Genomic DNA, 19,904 nt, shown 5'->3' with positions numbered 1-19,904 from the left:
CGCACAAGGGTGCGGCCGTCCGCGCCGCCATCCAGGCATGCGGCGCAAACCTTATTCTGCTGCCACCCTATTCGCCCGACTTCAATCCGATCGAAAACGCCTTCGCCAAGTTCAAATCGCGCCTGCGCAAGGCCGCCGCCAGAACTATCGAGACCTTGGAAACAGCTATCGCAGACGCCTTCCACACCTTCACACCGCAAGAATGCTCAAACTACTTCCAGGCCGCAGGATATGGTTCAGCGTGATCGGAATCTGCTCTAATTGGCGTCATTTTTCACACCCGGATATCGCCGCCGGCCGCCAAAGATAGTCCGTATCGGGTGTGCGACATCAACTTCGCAAGATGCGATTCTCCAGTCGACGAGGACTACGCGAGACCCGAAAGTCTCCGCCTCCGACGCTTCGAACGAGGCATATGCAACGATGACCTTGTCTTTCGGCATAGCCAAGCGAGCAGCCGCACCGTTCAGGCCTGCGCTGCCCCACCCGCGGTGAGCGCCTCGATCATGTTATCGGCAAAGCGCGCACCGGCTTCGAATTGTAGATTTCGACACGTTCGCGAGTCCAGCCACGTCCGACAGTTCACAATCGATCGAAATCGACCCTTCATAGTGCAAATCGGGTTCGGTCTCGGAACACGCACGCTGGATTTGACTTTCATCAAGGCAATTTGCATTCCTCACCGGAGTTGGCGTTCACGTACGACAAGGAGCTCGAGCCGATTGGTCAGGCGAGTCGGACGCGATGCCGAGCCGCCGCGACAAACTTGCGTCCCGATTTCGTCGAGGGTTCGCGGGTCAACAGCAGGTCGCCGATAAAGATCGACTTTGCGCCCGCAAGCAAACACAGCGCCTGGACTTCATCAGTCATATGTTGACGACCCCGCGCTCTTCGGCATCATGGCCCGGGCCATCGCGACCAAGCGCGATGGAATTCAGACGTTTGGCCATGTCATTGACCGGCACGTCTTCAACCTCATTCCAGAGATTGATCGGTACACTTTCCGGATGCTTCGGCAGATTGGCGAGTAGCACGACCATCGAAAGGCAGTCCTCGATACGTCCGCCCCCGCCGATTATGCCGTCTTTCGGCAAGGTTCGGCGGACGACTATCAGCTCCTGCTGTACGGTTGGTACAATTCGCCGATCTAAGTCGCGCATCGAACGGCATCGAACCATTTCAACATTATGTCGCGCAACAGTCTCCGATGCCGTACCGCTGATTCCCGCAGCCGGGCTCGTGACCCCATCCAATCTAGCATTTGCGGCTCCAGCTTAATACATTCACCGGCGCCATTCGAACGCAACCACAATTTCAGAAAGACGACCGCGTATGGCAACCAGCCCGTGAGTGGCCGACCTCTGTTACCCTCCGACACCACTGAAGTCACCAACCTAGGTGATTTTGCGGATCGCACGCTGGCACAAACCCAACCTCGCCCCCGTGAGCAAGCCAAACGAATCAGCTACCGACGAGGATCCAGTTTCTTTAAGGGCGAGGCAGCGTGGGTGGACCCGCCTCAACGCCGCCAATGAACCAATCAGAACTGTCAACCTCGTTGAAAACGACGTGGACGCTCGGAGCAGTACTTCCGCATATTTTAAGAAATGCATCGGTAACGACTCTTGCAAACTCTCGCTTCTGTTCTGTCGTTCGCCCCGACAGCATATCGACGGTTATGACCGGCATTCGACTTCCCCATAGGTTAGACACCACTGCTTATACTGCTCACACGAGATGGGGCCAATAACCATCTCGCGCTCATCTGGGAGGACTGAAGGCATCGTCCTCTAGCGGGCTCGCGGATCATTAATAATGTGCGGATTCTCCTATCAATGCGACTAAGCGCACCCGGCGACTGCAATCGATGCAGCACCGATCCAGCCCAATCACGATTCTCTCATGACAACCGGCACGTCCCGCAGGGGCTGGCAAATGCTGTTCCCACTGCCCTATTTCGACTGACGCTTCATCAGCGCCGATATGTCAAAATCGACATCCTCGAGATCCTGCTTTGTAACTTTGCCGCAAGCCAAAAGTCGGCGCGCTGCTATATGTTCGCGCGGCCGGTTTACGCTTTCCACACAAATGCAAGTATCGTTCTGGAAGTGAAAGACAGAAATCTCAGATGCTGTGCCTGGTCGCAGGACACGCTCTGTCGCACCGCATGGAAGTCCGACTATTTGAAGTTTCAAGTCGTACTGATCCGACCAGAACCACGGCAGAGAGTCGTACGTTTTGTCTGCGCCTGCAATGACGGACGCTGCCACTCGCGACTGGTCCATCGCGTTCTGCACCGACTCCAATCGAAGACCGCTCGCATTGAACGGACCACGAAATAGCGCGCAATCACCAGCAGCAAATACGTTTGGCCGGTTAGTGCGTGACTGCGAATCGACAACGATGCCATTCATAACCAGCAAGCCGAGCTGCTGGGCCAACTCCAAGTTCGCAACCGATCCAATCCCTACGATGACAAGGTCCGCGTCCAAGAGCGTCCCATCCTCCAGCTGGACTTGCCGGACTACGCCATTTTCGCCGACGAGTGATTGCACCTTACGGGAAGTCAGCAGTCTAACACCACGATCAACATGCGCCGACGCGAAAAACCGGGAAAGTTCTGGTGCGACGACGCGCGCGAGGACCCGATTTTCTGCCTCTATGACCGTTACTTGCGTTGGCTGTTGCACAAGCGATGATGCGACTTCCAAACCTATAAAGCCGGCGCCGATAACGACAATGTTCTCTGCGTTTGGTATCGCGGCTCTAAGTAAATGGGCATCCGCAATAGACCGCAGGTAATACACGTTTCCAAGATTTGTGCCCGGGCAAGTGAGCGTTCTCGCGCGCGCGCCGACCGCGAGAGCGAGCGAATCGAACGCAATATGAGTACCGTTCGACAGCAACGCATTGTTTGTTCCGCTCTCAAGTGAAACTACCTTGGTACCCAGCTCGAGATCGATTTTGTGCGTCGAATAGAAGGCCGCTGTCTTTAGAGGCATGCCTTCGTCCGCCGGGTTCTTGAGATAGGTCTTTGAGAGCGGCGGGCGGTGGTAGGGTAGATTCGATTCCTCGCTGACGATCACGATGTCTTCGCCGTACCCTTTCTCACGCGCATGCGACGCAAGTTCACACGCGGCATAGGACCCGCCGATAATCAGTAACTTTTTACGCATGACTTCCAAGTCGTACAAATGCTACCGAATGCTTGGGCTTGCATCGGATCTCAGAATTTACTTCCGGGATGCGCAATCCCTAACTATTCGAATGCAGACCCCGGAGCGAGCGTGACTGTGAGTCCGTCCAAATCCTTAGTCAATTCGATTTGGCACGAAAGTCTGGAGCTTTCGCGGCGCTCCTCGACGACATCCAGCATTGCATCCTCTAGTTCACTCGGAGGCTTGAGCTTCGCCTGCCATGCGTTGTCAACGTAGACGTGACAGGTTCCACAGGATGCACAACCTCCACATTGCGCCGTTAAGTTCAGTCCGGCATCCCGAATCCCAAGCATGAGCGTTTTCGCGGACACGTCTTCGAGTTCGACCAACTGGCCGTCGTGGTCGTAGATCAGCAGTTTCATTGATAGAACTTCTTAGAAAAGCACATGCAATGGGCCGAAGGAACGATGGGAAAACGCGCGAAAGTGCGGCGCTTCCTTCGCCGGATCGAGGTGCAGATTCGGAAGACGGGCAATAAGCACCTTCACGCACTCTCGCATCAGCAGTCTAGCGAGGTGCATTCCCACGCAGATGCGCGGCCCAACGTTGAAAGCCAGATGGTCGGTAGGCAGTTTACGGTTAAGGTCGATCATATGCGGACAAGCATAATGTTCAGGATCGCGGTTCGAGGCCGCATGCAACAGGCAGATCGTGTCGCCCTTCCTGACCTCAGCACCCGCAAGCGGCACGTCCCGATCGGCCCTTCTGAACCGCCACTGAACTGCTCCAAAGAGCCGCAACGTCTCCTCAACGAACGCATTGAGTGCGCCTTGCTGATCCTTAGAGACCGCCTCATGCATGGCAGGATCCGACAAGAACAGATAAACCGCGTTGGCGATGGCATTTGCGGTCGTGTCCCCCGCACCGATCTCCAAATCCCTCACTATCGTTACAACGTCGTCCACATCAACCTCTCCCCAGTCTTCCGGGGCCCGAGACCAGATCTGGCTGATGAAATCATTCCCGCGCTTCTCCCGTCGCTCAAGGATAAGGGGCAGAAAGACCTTGTTCAGTTCATTGGCGGCGACCCTCGCCTTCCGATTCACCTCTTCTCCGAGATACTTCATGCCGAACCACACCGTGAGGTCTTTATGCCATTCGGAAACTTGGTCCATGAGCGCATCATCCTTCCAGGGAAGCCCGAAAAGTGAGCCCATAACCAGATTAGGCACCCTATCAGCAAGTTGAGTGACGAGCTCGGCACTTCCCTTTTCGGCAAAACCATCGATGATGTAGTTGATAACCGGCAGAACGTGCTCGACACGGTATTGCGACATTAGCGTGGGACTGAGGAGCTTCAGATAGAGTCGGCGCATGCGTGCATGCTCCTCTCCAACCAGCGACGTAGCAGCCGTTCTACCGCCTTTGATCTCGTACACAAATGGAGACGCATCTTCGGCAAGGATCCGATACGTTTTCTCGTCAGACTCGATCACTTTGCAGATGTTGTAACTCAACACCAGCCAACAGTTCATACCAGGGTCCCAAACGACCTGCCCTCTCTTGCGCAGCAAGTCATAGGTTGGAAATGGATCCTTGTCCGCGAGTGAGAGCATCGACCACTCTGAGGAAGACGGCGAAATAGAAGCAGCACTCATATCAAGTCCCTTCTTCGGAAGCCCCCACGACGGAGACGCCTGTGGTTGCCCCTCGAGACGCTAAGGGAATATTTTATACTCCACTCTAGGCGATAAAATCGCTGTATTCGGGGGGCGCTTTTGCAAGATTCGCTCGTGTAGACAGCCTGATAAGCTGAAATCGGGCGGTGCGACCAGGACATATTGCGGGAACGCGCGTCTGGACGGGATGCAATGTCAGCGCGTCCGGCAGGAAGATCGCGCGTCTATCTCGGAAGGCCTTTGCGAGCTTTCTCGACGTACGCTGAGCCACTTTACGCGCCGCACGGAGCTACCGGCAAGTGCAACCCAGCGGCACTTCTGCCAACGCATTAGCGTGCAGATCGGCTTCCTGACTTGCCGCGCCGGAAATCAATCAACATTTCAATTGGAAGAGCAGTTTTGTATTTGACCTGCTTGAGCGCGAAACTGGATCGGATGTTTGCCACACCGGAAGTCTTTGCGAGCTTCTCGACGATAAACTGCTGTAGTGCATCGACGTCTCTCACCACCACGCGCAGCAGATAGTCTGAATCTCCTGACATTAGGTAGCACTCCATCACTTCCGGAAAACTCGCCACTGCCTTCTCAAAGACTTCGAGTTTTCCTTCGGTTTGCTTCTCAAGCGCTACATGAATGAAGACACTGAGTGTCGATCCAAAACGAACTGGATCAAGTAATGTGACGCGGCGTAAAATGATGCCGCTTGTCTCCAATTGCTTAACGCGAGCTAGGCAAGGAGAGGGTGAGAGCCCGACCCGCGCAGCAAGATCTACGTTCGACAAGCTCGCGTCGTGCTGCAGGTGCGAGAGTATCTTGAGGTCGATAGCGTCGAGTTTCGGAAATAGCATGATGTGCTGAGATATTGGAGCCCCGCGGCAGAAATAGCGGCCCTAAACGACGCGAAAGGCAAGATCTGGTTGCAAGCCCTAGCCTAGGCGTATTAACGAGTAAACGAGCGCCGTCTTCGAAAGATCACAGCTGTACGGAAAGCCAAATGCGAGCTAGGTAGTTGCTTCGACTGCTTATCGTGTCGGCAGACGCGAACTCGTATCTGCGTTCGATCGGACGAGGGCCAGGATCGGCGCTCATCCGGGCAACGGGCACCGCCAGGTCGGATTTCTCGGCAAAGCTTGAGAAGCGACGCTACACGCTTAGATCGCACTCCCGATCAATTCCGGAGAGTTTTGTTGCGTATCGCCGTCTAGCGCGTCCATCACCGCCCTTGGCAGCTTGAACAGCCGCTTTCTGACGAAGCGCGCGGCCTATTAGGCAGTCAGCGAATTGACCAAGCTCCACGCATTAGAAGGCGTTCTCCCATTGAGAACGGTCATCTAGCAACAATTTTAATATCCGGGCTCACTGTGCGTTTACCGAGCGACGTCCTGCAATCCCAGTGTGGATTGCTGCTATGGAGGCGACGTCAGCTGCAGGCGATGCCCCAGCGCTCCTGACGATCTCACTTCCGCCCAATCCGCCCCGATTGAATCACCGACGCACCTTGACATGCCATATATACCTGATATATATAGCTTCATTCTAAGGAGAGGAAACGATTCGTTGACAATTGAGGCAACGTTCGTGACGGCCGCCATGGTGCAGTTGGGTTCTTGGGAGCCCGAGCGGCGTATGCACAGCATGCCTCGCGACGAGCATGACAAGCGGCTAGGTGCCGCCATTTTCAATCGCCCCCTCCTGGGGAGGGCGTTGGTGCCGGAGACTGTCGGGCCGCGCATTCGAAGGAAAATAATTTCCAAGCATGCGGAACTCGGAGAGTTCGGGAGCAACGCCACTGAGAGGCCAATGAATGCGTCATCAGATTTCGTCTTGGAATGCCTGAGGTACGCCGATCAACTCTGGTGCTCCTCAATCAAACTAGTGCTGAATCTGTTCTTCCATGTTGTTCGTCGTAGCGTTTCTCCCGGCGCGAATAACCACTGGCTGCCCCTCGTGGGCTGCCATTTTTCCTATCAGAGGCTCTCAGTTTTCGGTCTGCTTTACGGCTAGAGGAAGTTGTACGATGCGGGAACGGAGCAATCTAGCGATGCTTTCGTGGACCGGCACAGTGCGTCAAAATATGCGGTCTTCTGTCAAAAACCAAATTTTGGCGCAAATTTCCCCGCCGGAGTTAGCGGCGCTAGGAGAATTCCTTGAGCCAGTGGTCCTAAGGGAGCGCATGGTTCTTCAGGAGACAAAAAGACCTCTCGACCACATCTATTTCGTCGAATCGGGTCTTGTTTCATTAAGGATAGTCGCTGCTGGAAGCATTCTCGAGACCGCGGTCATAGGGCATCGGGGCGCAGTCGGTGCGTCGCTACTATTCGGCGGCCATCTTTCGACGCATCAATCTGTCGTGCTGTTTCCAGGAAGGGCCCACAAAATCCGCGTCGGAGACTTGCGTCGCATGATGAGGGACTTTCCTGATATCCGAGAACATCTTTGTCAGTATGTTCGAGCTCTAAACTTGCATTCTGCTCAGACCGGCCTTTGCGGGGTTCGGCATGATCGAGAAAAGCGACTAGCGTGCTGGCTCTGTTTGTCGAGTGACGCTGTTGATGCCTTCGTGCTTCCAGTTACGCATGACTATCTTTCGTCTGTTTTGGCGTTACGGCGAGCTGGCGTGACGGAGACACTTATCAGGTTTGAGGAACAGGGACTGATCCGCAAAATGCGCGGCGTTTTGCAGATAGATGACCGCATGCGGCTCGAGCAGAAGGCATGTAGTTGTTACAAGCTCATTTCTGGCGCTTATGCCTCGTCCGATCCTGGGGCTTCACAGCACGAGTCGATGGGTTAGTCGTCCGTGAAGAACCTGGATTTCAGCTCGGGACGAGCTGAAGCCGGGGGAATAGTTGGACGAGGATTTGGCGCAACAGGAGCTGCAGCCAGCGGAGGAGACGCCGGAAGTTGGGCGGCGGCAAGGACGGCATTGGTGGCGTCGCCTTGGCGATGCCAGAGATAGTTGCGTCCCATCCGGTGTTCGGACTTGAGATGGCCGATGACCGGCTCGACCGCGGAGCGCCTCCGCAGCTCGAGATGCGCGTCCGTCAAACAAGGCGGCCTTCAATGGAGGCATACAGTAGTGCTGCTTCTGGTCAAGCACTCGTCGCGCCAGCGCCAGCATGCGCCCAAAGACAATCTCGCCGAGCAAGTCGGCGCGGCCTTCGATCTTGAGGGCAATGTCGCGGATGACACGGCCGAAATAGGTTCTGAGCGTCTTCAAGGACCGGTTGGCGCGCTTGAACTGCTTGGCGTGGGCATAGCGCTGATGCTTGATCTGTGCGAACTTGCCCAGCCGCGAGCGCAGAAGATCGGCTTGTCCCGTCTCGCGTCGGGTCGCATCGCTCCCTCCGATGCGACGACGGAATCACGACGCGCGATTCAACGGAATCCTCAAAATGAAACTGCAAGCTTCTGCGCCGTCAAAGCCCGAAAGCTTCCAATCTCAACGCCCGTCTCGCCCGGAAAACCGATTCTTGATCAACCGCTTGGATGGTTCTTCACGGACGACTGACGTCCGAAAGGCCCGAGACAGCAGCTCTCAGCGATCGCCATGGATTGACTTGCGTGTCAGTTATAAATTGATCGTGTGCCCTCTTCACGTTCACGGCTGAACTCTAGCGGGCATGATATGAGCCCTCGCGCTCAACTCCCTTAGCTGTACAAGACGCCTGCGAGCTGGAGGGAGCGGTCCTAGTCCTAGGCCCGAGGCCGCCGAAGCGAGCCTAGATCCGGATACGATTTTGGCTGACACTTGGTCAATGCATCGACGAAAGGATGCCATTGGCATTCACAGATCCGAACGGCAAGATCGTGCCAGTTGACCCTACCAATTGGATAGCCTCAAGAATAACCGCAGGGCGGCAGCAGCCTCCACCAGGCATTCAAACGACCAAACGGACGAGCGGTTCTCAATCCTGGCAAATCCACCCCACTCACAACGGACGTGATAAACTGCAAATTTGCGTTCCAGCAGAATTGAGGCCAGAACATTCTAAGCGTCACTTAGAGGCCCGCCGCCTCTTAGTGTTTGAGGTAACGTCTTTCGAGGGAATACTTTTTAGGGGAATGCTTACGGAGCACGCGAGCAGATCGAATGGCGCAAGGACAACGCCGAAAAGCGTAATATTTGGATCGGTTGTCGTAAATTTATAGAAGCGACGAAGCATTGGGTAGCCTGTCGGTATCCCAAATACTTCTTCGACCTTGCCTGTCGCGGGAGCTGCGTCGATTATCAGGTCGGAATTCATTAAACCAATGCCGTGGCGCTTTAGCGCCACGGATACCAAACGCTCACCAAACTCTTCGACGATTTCGTCGTCCAGATCCGCCGATAGATACGTGGCGTCATACATAAACGGGGCGCCGTCAGCAAGAATTGTCTTCCGAACGCAAAGCATAGTCCCCCTTGGCGGATCCAAGGTGAGCATGACGGGATCGGTGATTTTTTCGCGCGTAATGGAGATGAGTTGAAGCGTGGTGCCGTCCATAAGCGGCGTAGCGACGTCAAGCTTCCGGAGGATGCGGGTCTGCTTTTTAACATACGTACCTTTACCGGCGACCGAAACCAGAGCTCCTGCGGCTTGCAGATCGCGCAAGGCACGTTTGATCGTGATAGGACTAACACTAAACTCTTGGGTGAGCATAGACGTGGATGGTATGGGAGAGCCCGGCGGGTAGATGCCACTCTTAATGCGCCTGGCCAACTCCTCGCGGATCGATTCATGCAGGGACGATGAAGTTTTCAGTGGCAACTCGTTCACAAGTCTTCTCCATTCTTTCCAGCACCAAAGCTGGGGCCGAAACGCCCCTGATCCGACGCTGATCTCATATTGGGCAAGACCTCGATTCGCATCAATGTTGCATCTTGGTATACCTAATATAGGGCGACCTATAGGTCAAGTGGGGTTGTTCCTGCGTACTCAATCACAGATCGTGTTCTCGAAGCGATGTATCACGATCGGCATCTAAATCGCTTGAGGACTTCAGGCTCTAGAATAGAGTGGTCTTGGACTCCACTTGGTTCGCTGGGCGTGCTGAGACAAAATAGCGAATTCGAGGTAGTGGATTAGCGGATGGCCTATTCCGAATGCGATAGAGCGGCGAAGATTTATCCGATTCGGCGCTACCGTGCGGCAAGTTGTGATAGCGAAGCTCCAGAGCTCGAAAGCATTCAAATTCAACCCAAGATTGCATCTTGAGGACGCGTGCCACAGCGCCGCTAAGCGTTCTCGGCAAAGTTGACGAGCTTTGCCGCGAGGTCTCGCTAAGAAACAACCGGGCACGCTAGCGCGTGCGCTCAAACTTCGATTATGGGGAGCTTTGCCGGCGCAACTGTGCTCAGGAATTCAGGACCGGTGTTTGTGACCCTGAAGACTTCCTCCACCTGGAAGACCCCGCCAGCGGCTTCGAGCTTTGGTTCCACGTGCAAGACTGTGTCTTCTTGAATGATGTCGATTGAACCGTCTAACAGCGAGGGCGGCTCAGTTAGTCCACTTCCCGAGCCGTGACCGACTCGCCCCGAGAGAGGAAAGTCCGCGAAATTTCGGGCAGACCAGAGCTTCGCGTAAAGAGCATATGCCTCGCTGCCCGTCATCCCCGGCCTGATCCCCTCAGCCAGACGAAGCGTGGTACTCCTTACGATGTCGTAAAGCTCCTCCTGTTCAGCCGTAGCCTTGCCGACCTTAGCGACACGATTTAGATCGCTGACCGCATCGGCACGCCGTACCCCCATATCGACCCAAACGAAGTCGTCCTTCTGTAGCTTGATGTCCATGTTCGGCCGAGTATAGGCGAAGTCACCACGTCCAAAGCGGACGGGAAGCCACTCTACGCTGTCTGCCCCGAGGCCAATCATTCGCTGCTCGAGCAGCTGACCGAACTCGTATTCGCTCATCCCTAGTCGAAGGTGGTTCAAGCCATCGAAGAACGAGTCCGTGGCAATGTTGCAAGCTACTCGAATTGATTTGAACTCATGGTCACTCTTGATTAGGCGTTGCCGCCAGATCAAATCGGCAGCATCCACCAGTTTAAATTGATAGGGTGCGGCGCGCAGAAGATCGGTCAACATGAGGGATCCACGGCCGAACATATCAAAGCCATAGTCAAAGCCAACTGCAGAACCGCTTGGAAGTCCACGCAACGAATTCCCAGCTACCTTCAATGCGTCGCCGGTGAATCCGTCATAGAAGACAGGACGCACATCTGTATTCCGAATCTGCCGCGTGTTACGCTGTTCGATCCGCGAGATCAGGATCGAAATCCCGGGCTGATCGCGCCGAATAATCGCCAGCAAGGGGCGCGCGTCTGAAATCCAGTACAGGCTAAGAAATCCTGTGTAGTACTCAAAATTATGGCGAGAAGTAATCACAAACGCCTCAATCGCCGACTGAGCCATGTTTTCCTTGAGCCGGGCGATCCTAGACGTTACTTCAGCCTCACTTGGCCATGACGGAATCGTACTCGACATCTTCGCTTCTCCATAGAATGGTCGATTGCATCGTTAAGAAGTGACGTTGATTAGCTTTTCCACCCTGCAAAACCTTTTCGGCAGACGCGCTTGCAGCTACTGGCAGAGCAATCCCAAGAAGAACCAATCCACGCCAGCCCGCTATATCGAACGCCTGACACTAAGCAGCCTCCTTACCGTTCGCCTCTGCGGAGCAGGAGGAGAACGCGGTGCGCAGGTGGCAGTAGGGATCGCATCAACAGAGATGAATGAGGCGTCGCCGATCTTCCAAGCGATCGAGCCCAACCTCTCGCGTTGATGTCCAGCGTCCCTTCTGGCACGCCGCTCCACGTCTGCCTAGTATGCCTTATATACCTACTATGTTTGGTATCATATTTAACGAGGAGGTCAATATGAAACGCATACCGCAATACAGGTATGCGGAGCGCTCGTTCGAATGAGTTGGGTTTTAGCGAGAGGCCAAGGTTGAGCTTGTGGGTGAAACGGCTATCCACCGAGATCGCCTCTTACTGCGGCATGGGTTACACGAGGCGTTGTCCCGGCCCTTCGACCATGACTAGTCCTCGCCTCCGACCGTAGCCTCCCGCGGGAAATGTTGCTCCTCATTGAGGTCCGCGCGCCCAGTACGTTCACGCTTATCTGGCTTATTTGAAGCACGGCGGGAGACTGCCGAAGGCGCTCTAATTCGCCAGTTATTTTGCAAGCTTGTTTCGCCTCCTCAAGGCCTGCGCGCGCGCCGGCCGGGTGCACCATCGGTGACGTCAACCGCGCCGCTCGTTTGAAATATCAAGAAGGAAGTCATTGGCTGCGCAACAAAAAGGGGCCGTGAGCTTGTCCCAAGCGCGAGTTCGGCATCTGCATGCGATCGTGCCGCCCTGCCAAGATGTCCATCAGAATTCCAGCGCCACCGGCGTCGGCGAGCTGGCGGCTGGAGCAGAAAGCGTTCTTCGTCCCCTAGTGAGCAATCGCGCTTACCGGAGACTACAGCTTCGGTTTGAATTCTGTTGGAGCAGTCATTGCCGTCCTGGTCGACAGGTCGCCTTCGACTATCTAGCCAGCATCAATTGCCAACAACCACCACGTCAGAAGATGACCAGCAAAGCCTCACCCGTGCACCAAGCTCAGGTCTTGTCTCGGCATGGCCGGAAACCATCTTGGCCGAAATATTCAGTCCATTGTCCGCTTTGACCGTCACCCGGGTCATGCCGCCGATAAAGGATGTGCTCGTGACCTCACCGTTCAGGACATTGGTATGCCCTTTCGCGAATCCATCGGCGTGGCCGATCTTCACCCTTTCGGGGCGCACCATGACGAGGACCTCTGTACCTTCAGTCCACCTGTTGTCCGGGCCGGCGATAAGCTGGGCTTCGGCGATGACGATCCGACCATCGCTGTTCATTCGCCCGCTAAAAAGATTCGATTCCCCAATGAACTCTGCCACAAACCGGCTGCGGGGCCGGAAGTACAACTCATCCGGCGTCCCTAGTTGAGCGATTTGGCCTCCGTTCATCAGGCAGATGCGGTCGGACATGTTCAGCGCCTCCTCCTGATCGTGGGTGACGTATATGACGGTCGTTCCCAGCTCCCTGTGGAGACGCTTGATTTCGCCCTGCATCTGCTCCCGAAGATTTTTGTCCAGAGCGCCTAAAGGCTCGTCCATCATAATGATGGCCGGCGAATAGACGATGCAGCGCGCAATTCCGACACGTTGTTGCTGACCGCCGGACAACTGGCGCGGCTTCCGATCCCCGAATCCGCGCAGGCCAACACGATCGAGTGCCGCAGTTACCTTGACCTGGATCGTCTTGGCGGGCTCGCGACGCACACGCAGCGGATAAGCCACGTTTTCGAATACTGTCATGTGCGGCATCAAAGCATAATTTTGAAACACCATACCGATCCCCCTCTCGCGCGGAGGCATGGTCGTGATGTCGCGTCCATCCAAAAGAATGGCCCCAGTAGTTGGCCCGATCGCGCCCGCGATCAAATTGAGTAGTGTGGTCTTGCCTGAGCCTGACGGACCAAGCAGGGTCAGAAACTCTCCTTTCTCGACGCTGAGATCAGTCGCATGCAGCGCCGTCACCGAACCGAACATCTTCGATATGCCCTTCAGGGCTATCGTGTGTGCGATACGGCTGCCAAGAACGGGATCGTCAGACATCGGCCTCACTCCGGCAGCAGAACGGTTTGCGCGACGCGAAGACGTTCGCCGTTCCAGTACACCATCTTGCAGTCCATATGGTTGAAGCTCTTCAATGGGTCCCTCTTTTTTGAACTGGAGCATAGTACGAAGTTGCCTCCCTAGTGTTACTTCCCCCTTGCTCTCACGCATCGACAGGGGTCCACTTCTTCAATCTGATGGCGACAATGCAGACCACTAGGGAGACTGCCGTCAAGAAGGTGGACACGGCCGCGATCACCGGTGACACCTCCCATTCAAGAGCGCTGAACATCCTCACAGGTAGGGTCACTGTATTGCTGCCGGTAAGGAACCAGGAAATGATGACTTCATCGAAAGACAGCAGGAAGGCAAACAGTGCAGCACTCACGAGGGAAGGAACTAGTTGTGGGACGACCACTGTAAGAAACATCCTTATCAGTCCAGCCCCCATCAATTCCGCGCCAAATTCAAGATTACGATCCAGCTTATGGACGCCCGCCATGATCATGAGGATGACATAGGGCAACGTGTACGCCACGTGTCCGAGTACAAGAGATAGAGTTGTTGAGTTGATCCTGAGATAGGAAAAATAGAGATAGAGTCCGAGGCCTGTAACAACGGTAGGAATGACGATCGGGCTCATGATTATGCCGGTAATGAGCGCTTTGCCGACGAATTCGTGACGCGCGATCCAGTAACCGGCGGGAACGCCGGTCAGCATCACCACCATCGTCGCCCCGAGCGCCACCTCGATACTCTGAAAAAGTGGTTCTAGCCAACTAGGAGAACTGAAGAATATTCTGAACAGGTCGAGTGAGTAACTTGTCGGAGGAAAGCTCAGCGCATTCGTCGAGCCGAACGCCATTGGGATCGTCACGAGTATCGGAGCGAGAAGAAACAGATAGACGGCCACAGCTAGCGCGTCACCCAGGATGCGATACCGACGTGCATGCGAGTCGCGAATAGTCTCGGACACGATTGCCTCCTATGCCTTGCGGCGCCGCCAAAGTATCAGGGGAATTATGAAAGCAGCAGCTATCCCAAACAAGACGATGCTGATGGATGACGCCTTGGCCCAGTCCAATACCTGCCGATTGTAGAAATCGACGAGATTGGAAAGCATTTGATCCCGTCGGCCCCCAAGCAGCGCTGGAATGATAAAGGTACCCAGGGACATTACGAAGATGCTCAACAGACCGGCAAAGACACCGGGCAAGCTCATTGGAACGGTAACGGTCCAGAAAATACGGGCTGGCTTGGCTCCCATGATAGAGGCCGCCCGGTAGATCGTGCTGTCGATGGCGAGCAGGCTCGCGAGAACCGGCAGCACGATTAGCGGAATGAGGTAGTTTGTCATTCCGACAAGCGTACCTATCCGATTAAGAACTAGCGGCAGCTGAATCCTGGTGTCGAATATCCAACTGAGAAGACTGTTTATGATGCCATCACGCCCCAGAATGATTGTAAACGCGAAGCACTTCACTAGAATGCTGGTCCAAAATGGAAGGAGCACGAGCACCATTAACGCCGTTCTGCGTTGAGCGGGTTGACGAGCAAGGTGCAATGCGACGATGAATCCCAGCAGCAGGCTCAGCACGGATGCTGAGCCGGCGATAATAAATGTCGTTCGTAGTGTCTCCCTGAATAGGTTACTTTTTACGACTTCGGCGTATGACGTCAGCGACAAGGCCGGGCCATGCACGCTCGTATAGATGATGCGCAATAGGGGCGGCAGCACAATCGCGACCGCGATCAAAACGGCCGGCGACATGAATATGGCCTGCGCACGGATGCTACTAATCCGACTCATGAGTTGCCCGAACGGTGAAGAAGCCAATACGTGTTGAATTGAATGGGACAATCGACAAGACCTGTCCGCAAATCGGACGCAATCAGCTCAAAATCCATTCTTTGAACCGCACCGACACCGCATCAAGGTGATCCGCCCAGTAGGCAGCGTCAATGAAAACGCTCTGCGGGTTTTTCAAATCGGGCTGCCATTTGCGAGTCTCGGCGGGCAACATAGGCACGGCCTTCTTGGAGATAGGCACGAGCCCGAGGGCGGTCATCAAACGGGCCTGAACATCAGGGCGCAGAAAATAGGCAATAAATTTGATCGCGTTTTGTTTGTTTGGCGCGCCCTTGAGAACAGTGAGGGTTTCACTACCGAGCACATTCTGCTCGAAAGAGAAGGCCAGCGGAACTCCGCCGCCAGGCTCGTTCGTCGCTTTGATTCGATTGGATGCAGCCACATAGGTGAAATCGACCTCCCCCGTCTGCGCAAGAGAGACCGCTTGGGTTGTTGTATTTACCCAAGCCGCAACACTAGGCTTAACGCGATCGAGCGCCTTGAAGGCGCGATCGAGATCCAGCGGATAGATGTCTTTTGGCGATACGCCATCGGCGAGAAGCGCCATCTCCAATGTCGCATCAGGATGATTACTAAAGGTACGGCGCCCCGGAAACTTCACGAGATCGAAATACTCAGAAAAGTTCGCCGGATGCTTACCGGGCCCGAATCTTTTTGGATCCCAAGCAATGCCACCGGCAAACAAGAGGTACGGGACTGCATCGCTCGTCGGCTTAACCGCCATATCCTCAAGGTCAAACATCGAAAGATCGAGCTTTTCCCAAAAGCCCTGCTTGGATCCAGAGGCCGTCAACGCGCTCTGGCCTTCGAAGACGTCTAATTCGACGTTTCCCGTAAGGAGCTGAGCCTTTACCCTCGCGAGGTCAGGCGCGGGAATGATATTGACCTTTATACCAGTCTCCTCGGTGAAGGGATTCATCACGGTCTTGATTTGAATTTCCTGAAGCGACCCGCCATAACCCGTAAACGTGAGCGAATTCGAATTGGGCGCTGCGCGCGAAGCCCTGATCACCATTGGCGCCGCAAGCGCGCTTGCCGCCCCACCAAGGAAAGAGCGACGCGAGACTTTCGAGACGGCATTGTTCATGGACGCTTCCCCTCTTGCCATTATGCTGATGTCGGTGACCTTACGATCAGGAATTGCGGGAACGTCATCCCACTAACCACTAACCCGACCGCCGAAGACGGCGGATATTTCACCTGTTCTTGTTTCAGCCTCATCCCTATATATGCCGTATATCAGGTATATCAGCTGCGTCAAGCTTCAAAGGCGGAGGCGCGTGGTCCCCTGCTTCCTGATCGAATGCCAGCGCAGTATTTGGTTGGCTGGCTCGAGCTTCGACTTCCGAGCGGCAAATATGGGACACAGGCAATTGCCCATTGATAAACTATAATGTGCAGAGCGGTGAATCGTGCCAGTGGCACTGCGGAGCAACTATGAGTTCGCTGAAGCCGCGTCAGTTTCTCTTCGAGAGGGGGCCGAGCCTGTTCCGAAGCGCAAGATGCTGATACATTGGACTGCATGCGTAATCGAAGTTCGAGGCCGCCGTCTGCGCATCTCAGATGCAGGAATCAGTCGTCGTGAAGAACTTGGATTTCAGCTCGGGACGAGCTGAAGCCGGGGGAGAAGCTGGACGAGGATTGGGCGCAACAGGAACTGCAGCCAGCGGAGGAGACGCCGGAAGTTGTGACCGCGGCGGCAAGGATGGCATTGGTGGCGTCGCCTTGGCGATGCCAGAGATAGTTGCGTCCCATCCGGTGTTCGGACTTGAGATGGCCGATGACCGGCTCGACCGCGGAGCGCCTTCGCAGCTCGCGTTTGATCTTTGGCGTCACCCGCCGCTTCTGGCCTGAGGTGGACACCTGAGCTTGTATTCGGGTGGCGCATTGTGACCGCGACTGCCTTTGTTGAGAACGAGGCGCTCGATGATGTTACCGATCAGCGCCTCCATTCTGGGATCACGGTCTTGAGCGTATGACCGTCATTAGGTGTCACTGGGCGGTGAATACTCCCCAAATATGGGTATCGAAAACTCCCTAGTTGGCATCTCAGCCCGAAGGGGCCACGGCGCGGAGGCCCCCAAATATCGTAGCGCCGTGGCCCCTTCAGGCTAGCCGCGCCCGATCCTGTCACCCGAATTGATTCGGGGGCGGCGCGGATGATCCAGTGGAGATCTCATTATACCGTCAGGGCTTGTCGATTAGCGCGATTGCCCGGCGCACGGGGCGCGACCCGAAAACGATCCGCAAATGCATCGCGCGTGGTCTCGAGCCACCCGCCTATGGCCCTCGGCAGGCTGGCCGGCCGAGCAAGCTCGCACCCTATCTCGACTATCTGCGTGAGCGCATCGCCCATTCCCGGACTTGAGTGCCGTCCGGTTAACGGGTTGACGCGCGAGCTTCGCGAACGCGGCTACAGCGGCGCCTACACGGCCGTGAAACGCTTCGCGGCTGCGATCCGTCCCGATACCGCACCTAAACCTTTGAGGTGCGGTTTGAGACGCGTGCCGGGAAGCAGGCACAAGTGGACTTTGCTCGCTTCGTGACCATCTTCACCGACGAGCCCGGCGTGACACGGATCATTTGGCTTTTCTCGATGGTGCTCGGCCATTCGCGCTTCAATCGCGAGGCCGGCCATGAGCATCCACACGCAGCCGGCAGCGATCGACGTGTCAAGAAAAGCCTGGCTGGAAGAACTCCTCGCCGCAGAAGAACTGTCGAGTGGGCCGAGGGAGTTCCACCCTCAGCCCCTCACAGGTAGGGTCGAGGACTGGCGCGCCAACAGGTCTCTCGACCTTGCCACGTTTCCAGCCCCCTCCACGTCGCACGCAGCATGCGGATTTCCCGCACTGCGCGCCCCCCATTTGCTTCGCTCCAAGGCTTATGGGACCGATCATGCTGGGATTGCTTTCGTTCCGTCGCGCCGCACCCGATAGCTGTTGAACAGCCTCAGAGTGTCGTACAACCACGGCCTACTCCACCGTTCCCAGCCGAAGCCCTGTCGTTTCCGGGCGTGCGCCAGATGACGCCTGACCTTCTTCTCTACCCAATCTTTGATGTAGCCGAAGCACTCACTGGAGTGCCCAACTGCGAAGTAGTTCACCCACCCCCGGAGCATTGGATTGATCAGGCTTATCACCCTCCCAATCGGTTGCGACCGGTGTCGGCGGAACACCTCCTTGACCGCCCGCAGAAGCGCCGTCCGCTTTTTGAGCTTGGGCGTGTAATGCGGCCGCATTGCTCCGCGTAGACTGCGGAGGTACCGGAAGTCGAAGCCTAGAAAGCTGAAGCACTCGCCTCGTTCCAGATCGACAGTGCGGCTCTTTTCATCATTGATTTCCACCTGCAGCTTGGCGAACTCCTCCCGCAATCGTTTGGTCACGGCTCCAATCAGCCAGTCATGACGTTTGTAGGCATCGATCAAGACCACCAGGTCGTCAGCGAATCGTACATATTCGACGTAGGTGTACTTGCCGTCGCGAGTGACTTCGCGTGCTCGCTCCAGCATCTTGTCCACCTCATTGAGGTAGAGATTACTGAGCAAGGGCCAGATCACACCGCCCTGCGGAACGCCCATCTTGCCTGAGGCTTTTAGCATAATCTTCAGCAGATGCATGATGTCCGCGTCATCAACCCGCCGCGCCACTTTCTCCAACAGCCGTTCATGCCGGACATTGTCAAAGTAGGCCCGCAGGTCAATGTCGAGAACTCGTGTCTTCCGTTGGACTATGGCTTCAGCCACGCGCTTGATAGCGCCATGTGCTGTCCGCTTGGGCCGATAACCGTACGACCCCGGTTGGAAGTCAGCCTCGAACACAGGCTCGAGGATGAGTTTGAGCGCCCCTTGTACCACTCTGTCCCGGATGGCCGGAATCGAAAGGACGCGGACTTTGCCCCCGTCCTTCGGTATCTCCTGCTTACGGGCCGGCAGCGGTTGGTAGGTGCGCCCGATCAGTTCGTCCCGTAGTTGCTCGAGGAGGGCGTCTACGCTTTGCGCTTCAATGGCTTCGAAGGTCACTCCATCTACTCCCGGAGCGCCATCGTTCTGTTTGGCCATCTCATACGCCTCGCGCAGCGTCTCCATCTTGCAAACGTGGACGTACAGTCCCCAAAAACGCCAGGACGGTTCAGCCTTCGCCTTGACGTATAGTCTCCGCCTCAGGTCTTGCAAATCGATGGACGCCTTTATCATCTCGTCCTTGCCTTCCTTATTGTTGGAGACATCACAAATGGCAGGGCCCCTTGGCTCCACGGACATTACTCCGCTTCATCGCTACTACAGACCCAGCCGCCACCTTCTCGTCTTCGGCCGATTTCCCGGTGTATCCGGTTATACGGCCTACCTTGCTCCGGCGATTTCTCCCCGGGACGAGGAAGGCTTCTCCAGTGGCTTGGCATGCCCTTGTCAACGTGCCGTCGCTTCCACCCCGCCGAGGTGAGCAGCCGTGTCGGTCAGTGTTTGGCTACCCATTGCGCGGCGGCGATCAGGGTGAGACTCCAGCGACAATCAGGATGAGACTGCGCCGATGGGGACGGACCGAAGGGAGGGCGTAGCCCGACCGGAGGACCG

At 55.8% G+C, this 19,904-nt stretch carries 15 protein-coding genes and 4 pseudogenes; 3 read left to right on the top strand and 16 right to left on the bottom strand.

The window, feature by feature from the left end; translation table 11 throughout:
- On the top strand, positions 1 to 245 hold a 245-nt coding region (locus AC628_RS12915), incomplete at its 5' end, for a transposase (RefSeq protein WP_210190196.1).
- Positions 246 to 257: 12 nt separating this feature from the next.
- Here the strand turns inward: AC628_RS12915 and AC628_RS45280 are convergent.
- From AC628_RS45280 to AC628_RS12885, 7 genes and pseudogenes are all read right to left on the bottom strand, one after another.
- Positions 258 to 443, bottom strand: coding sequence for a hypothetical protein (locus AC628_RS45280; protein ID WP_245321152.1), 186 nt, complete (start codon positions 441 to 443; stop codon positions 258 to 260).
- A 252-nt stretch (positions 444 to 695) separates the two neighbouring features.
- Positions 696 to 1,082 (bottom strand): annotated as a pseudogene (locus AC628_RS45275) (biotin synthase BioB); the annotation flags it as partial.
- Between the two features lie 406 nt (positions 1,083 to 1,488).
- A complete protein-coding gene (locus AC628_RS46115) occupies positions 1,489 to 1,689 on the bottom strand; it encodes a tautomerase family protein (RefSeq protein ID WP_074127194.1) in 201 nt (66 codons plus the stop codon).
- Between the two features lie 263 nt (positions 1,690 to 1,952).
- On the bottom strand, positions 1,953 to 3,176 hold the full coding sequence (locus AC628_RS12900; protein ID WP_143201573.1) for an NAD(P)/FAD-dependent oxidoreductase: 1,224 nt from the start codon (positions 3,174 to 3,176) through the stop codon (positions 1,953 to 1,955).
- Between the two features lie 83 nt (positions 3,177 to 3,259).
- Positions 3,260 to 3,580 (bottom strand): 2Fe-2S iron-sulfur cluster-binding protein, encoded by a 321-nt coding sequence (locus tag AC628_RS12895; protein WP_074127193.1) that lies wholly within the window; start codon positions 3,578 to 3,580, stop codon positions 3,260 to 3,262.
- Positions 3,581 to 3,592: 12 nt separating this feature from the next.
- Positions 3,593 to 4,816 (bottom strand): cytochrome P450, encoded by a 1,224-nt coding sequence (locus tag AC628_RS12890; protein ID WP_083632830.1) that lies wholly within the window; start codon positions 4,814 to 4,816, stop codon positions 3,593 to 3,595.
- A gap of 350 nt (positions 4,817 to 5,166) precedes the next feature.
- Positions 5,167 to 5,685, bottom strand: coding sequence for an Lrp/AsnC family transcriptional regulator (locus tag AC628_RS12885; protein ID WP_074127191.1), 519 nt, complete (start codon positions 5,683 to 5,685; stop codon positions 5,167 to 5,169).
- Between the two features lie 1,046 nt (positions 5,686 to 6,731).
- Here AC628_RS12885 and AC628_RS45955 point away from each other — a divergent pair.
- Positions 6,732 to 7,631 carry a Crp/Fnr family transcriptional regulator gene (locus tag AC628_RS45955; RefSeq protein ID WP_349510113.1) on the top strand — a complete coding sequence of 300 codons (900 nt, stop codon included), beginning with the start codon at positions 6,732 to 6,734 and terminating at the stop codon, positions 7,629 to 7,631.
- Positions 7,632 to 7,653: 22 nt separating this feature from the next.
- On the opposite strand, the pseudogene AC628_RS45265 reads toward AC628_RS45955, so the two are convergent.
- The 8 genes and pseudogenes from AC628_RS45265 to AC628_RS45260 form a co-directional block, all read right to left on the bottom strand.
- A pseudogene (locus tag AC628_RS45265) lies at positions 7,654 to 8,111 on the bottom strand (hypothetical protein); the annotation flags it as partial.
- 724 nt (positions 8,112 to 8,835) lie between these two features.
- Positions 8,836 to 9,597, bottom strand: coding sequence for a GntR family transcriptional regulator (locus tag AC628_RS12865; protein ID WP_210190195.1), 762 nt, complete (start codon positions 9,595 to 9,597; stop codon positions 8,836 to 8,838).
- Positions 9,598 to 10,133: 536 nt separating this feature from the next.
- The gene (locus AC628_RS12860) at positions 10,134 to 11,303 is read right to left on the bottom strand and encodes a M24 family metallopeptidase (protein WP_074127187.1); all 1,170 of its coding nucleotides are present in this window, start codon (positions 11,301 to 11,303) and stop codon (positions 10,134 to 10,136) included.
- A 1,060-nt stretch (positions 11,304 to 12,363) separates the two neighbouring features.
- A complete protein-coding gene (locus AC628_RS12855) occupies positions 12,364 to 13,464 on the bottom strand; it encodes an ABC transporter ATP-binding protein (RefSeq protein ID WP_074127186.1) in 1,101 nt (366 codons plus the stop codon).
- Between the two features lie 163 nt (positions 13,465 to 13,627).
- Positions 13,628 to 14,440, bottom strand: coding sequence for an ABC transporter permease (locus tag AC628_RS12850; protein WP_074127185.1), 813 nt, complete (start codon positions 14,438 to 14,440; stop codon positions 13,628 to 13,630).
- Between the two features lie 9 nt (positions 14,441 to 14,449).
- Complete coding sequence (locus AC628_RS12845) at positions 14,450 to 15,235, bottom strand: ABC transporter permease (RefSeq protein WP_168193364.1); 786 nt, start codon at positions 15,233 to 15,235, stop codon at positions 14,450 to 14,452.
- A gap of 121 nt (positions 15,236 to 15,356) precedes the next feature.
- Positions 15,357 to 16,421 carry an ABC transporter substrate-binding protein gene (locus tag AC628_RS12840; protein ID WP_168193363.1) on the bottom strand — a complete coding sequence of 355 codons (1,065 nt, stop codon included), beginning with the start codon at positions 16,419 to 16,421 and terminating at the stop codon, positions 15,357 to 15,359.
- A 510-nt stretch (positions 16,422 to 16,931) separates the two neighbouring features.
- Positions 16,932 to 17,333: pseudogene (locus tag AC628_RS45260) on the bottom strand (IS5/IS1182 family transposase); the annotation flags it as partial.
- Between the two features lie 168 nt (positions 17,334 to 17,501).
- On the opposite strand from AC628_RS45260, the pseudogene AC628_RS12835 reads away from it, so the two are divergent.
- Positions 17,502 to 17,954 (top strand): annotated as a pseudogene (locus AC628_RS12835) (IS21 family transposase); the annotation flags it as partial.
- A gap of 273 nt (positions 17,955 to 18,227) precedes the next feature.
- Here AC628_RS12835 and ltrA read toward each other — a convergent pair.
- Positions 18,228 to 19,592, bottom strand: coding sequence for a group II intron reverse transcriptase/maturase (ltrA, locus tag AC628_RS12830; protein WP_210190193.1), 1,365 nt, complete (start codon positions 19,590 to 19,592; stop codon positions 18,228 to 18,230).
- Positions 19,593 to 19,904: the final 312 nt, after the last annotated feature.

Origin of the sequence: Bradyrhizobium sp. NAS96.2, assembly GCF_001908235.1 — a bacterium.
Classification (GTDB): Bacteria; Pseudomonadota; Alphaproteobacteria; order Rhizobiales; family Xanthobacteraceae; genus Bradyrhizobium.
The sequence above is the reverse complement of the archived record's forward strand: the minus strand, read 5'-3'. Positions and strand labels throughout refer to the sequence as shown.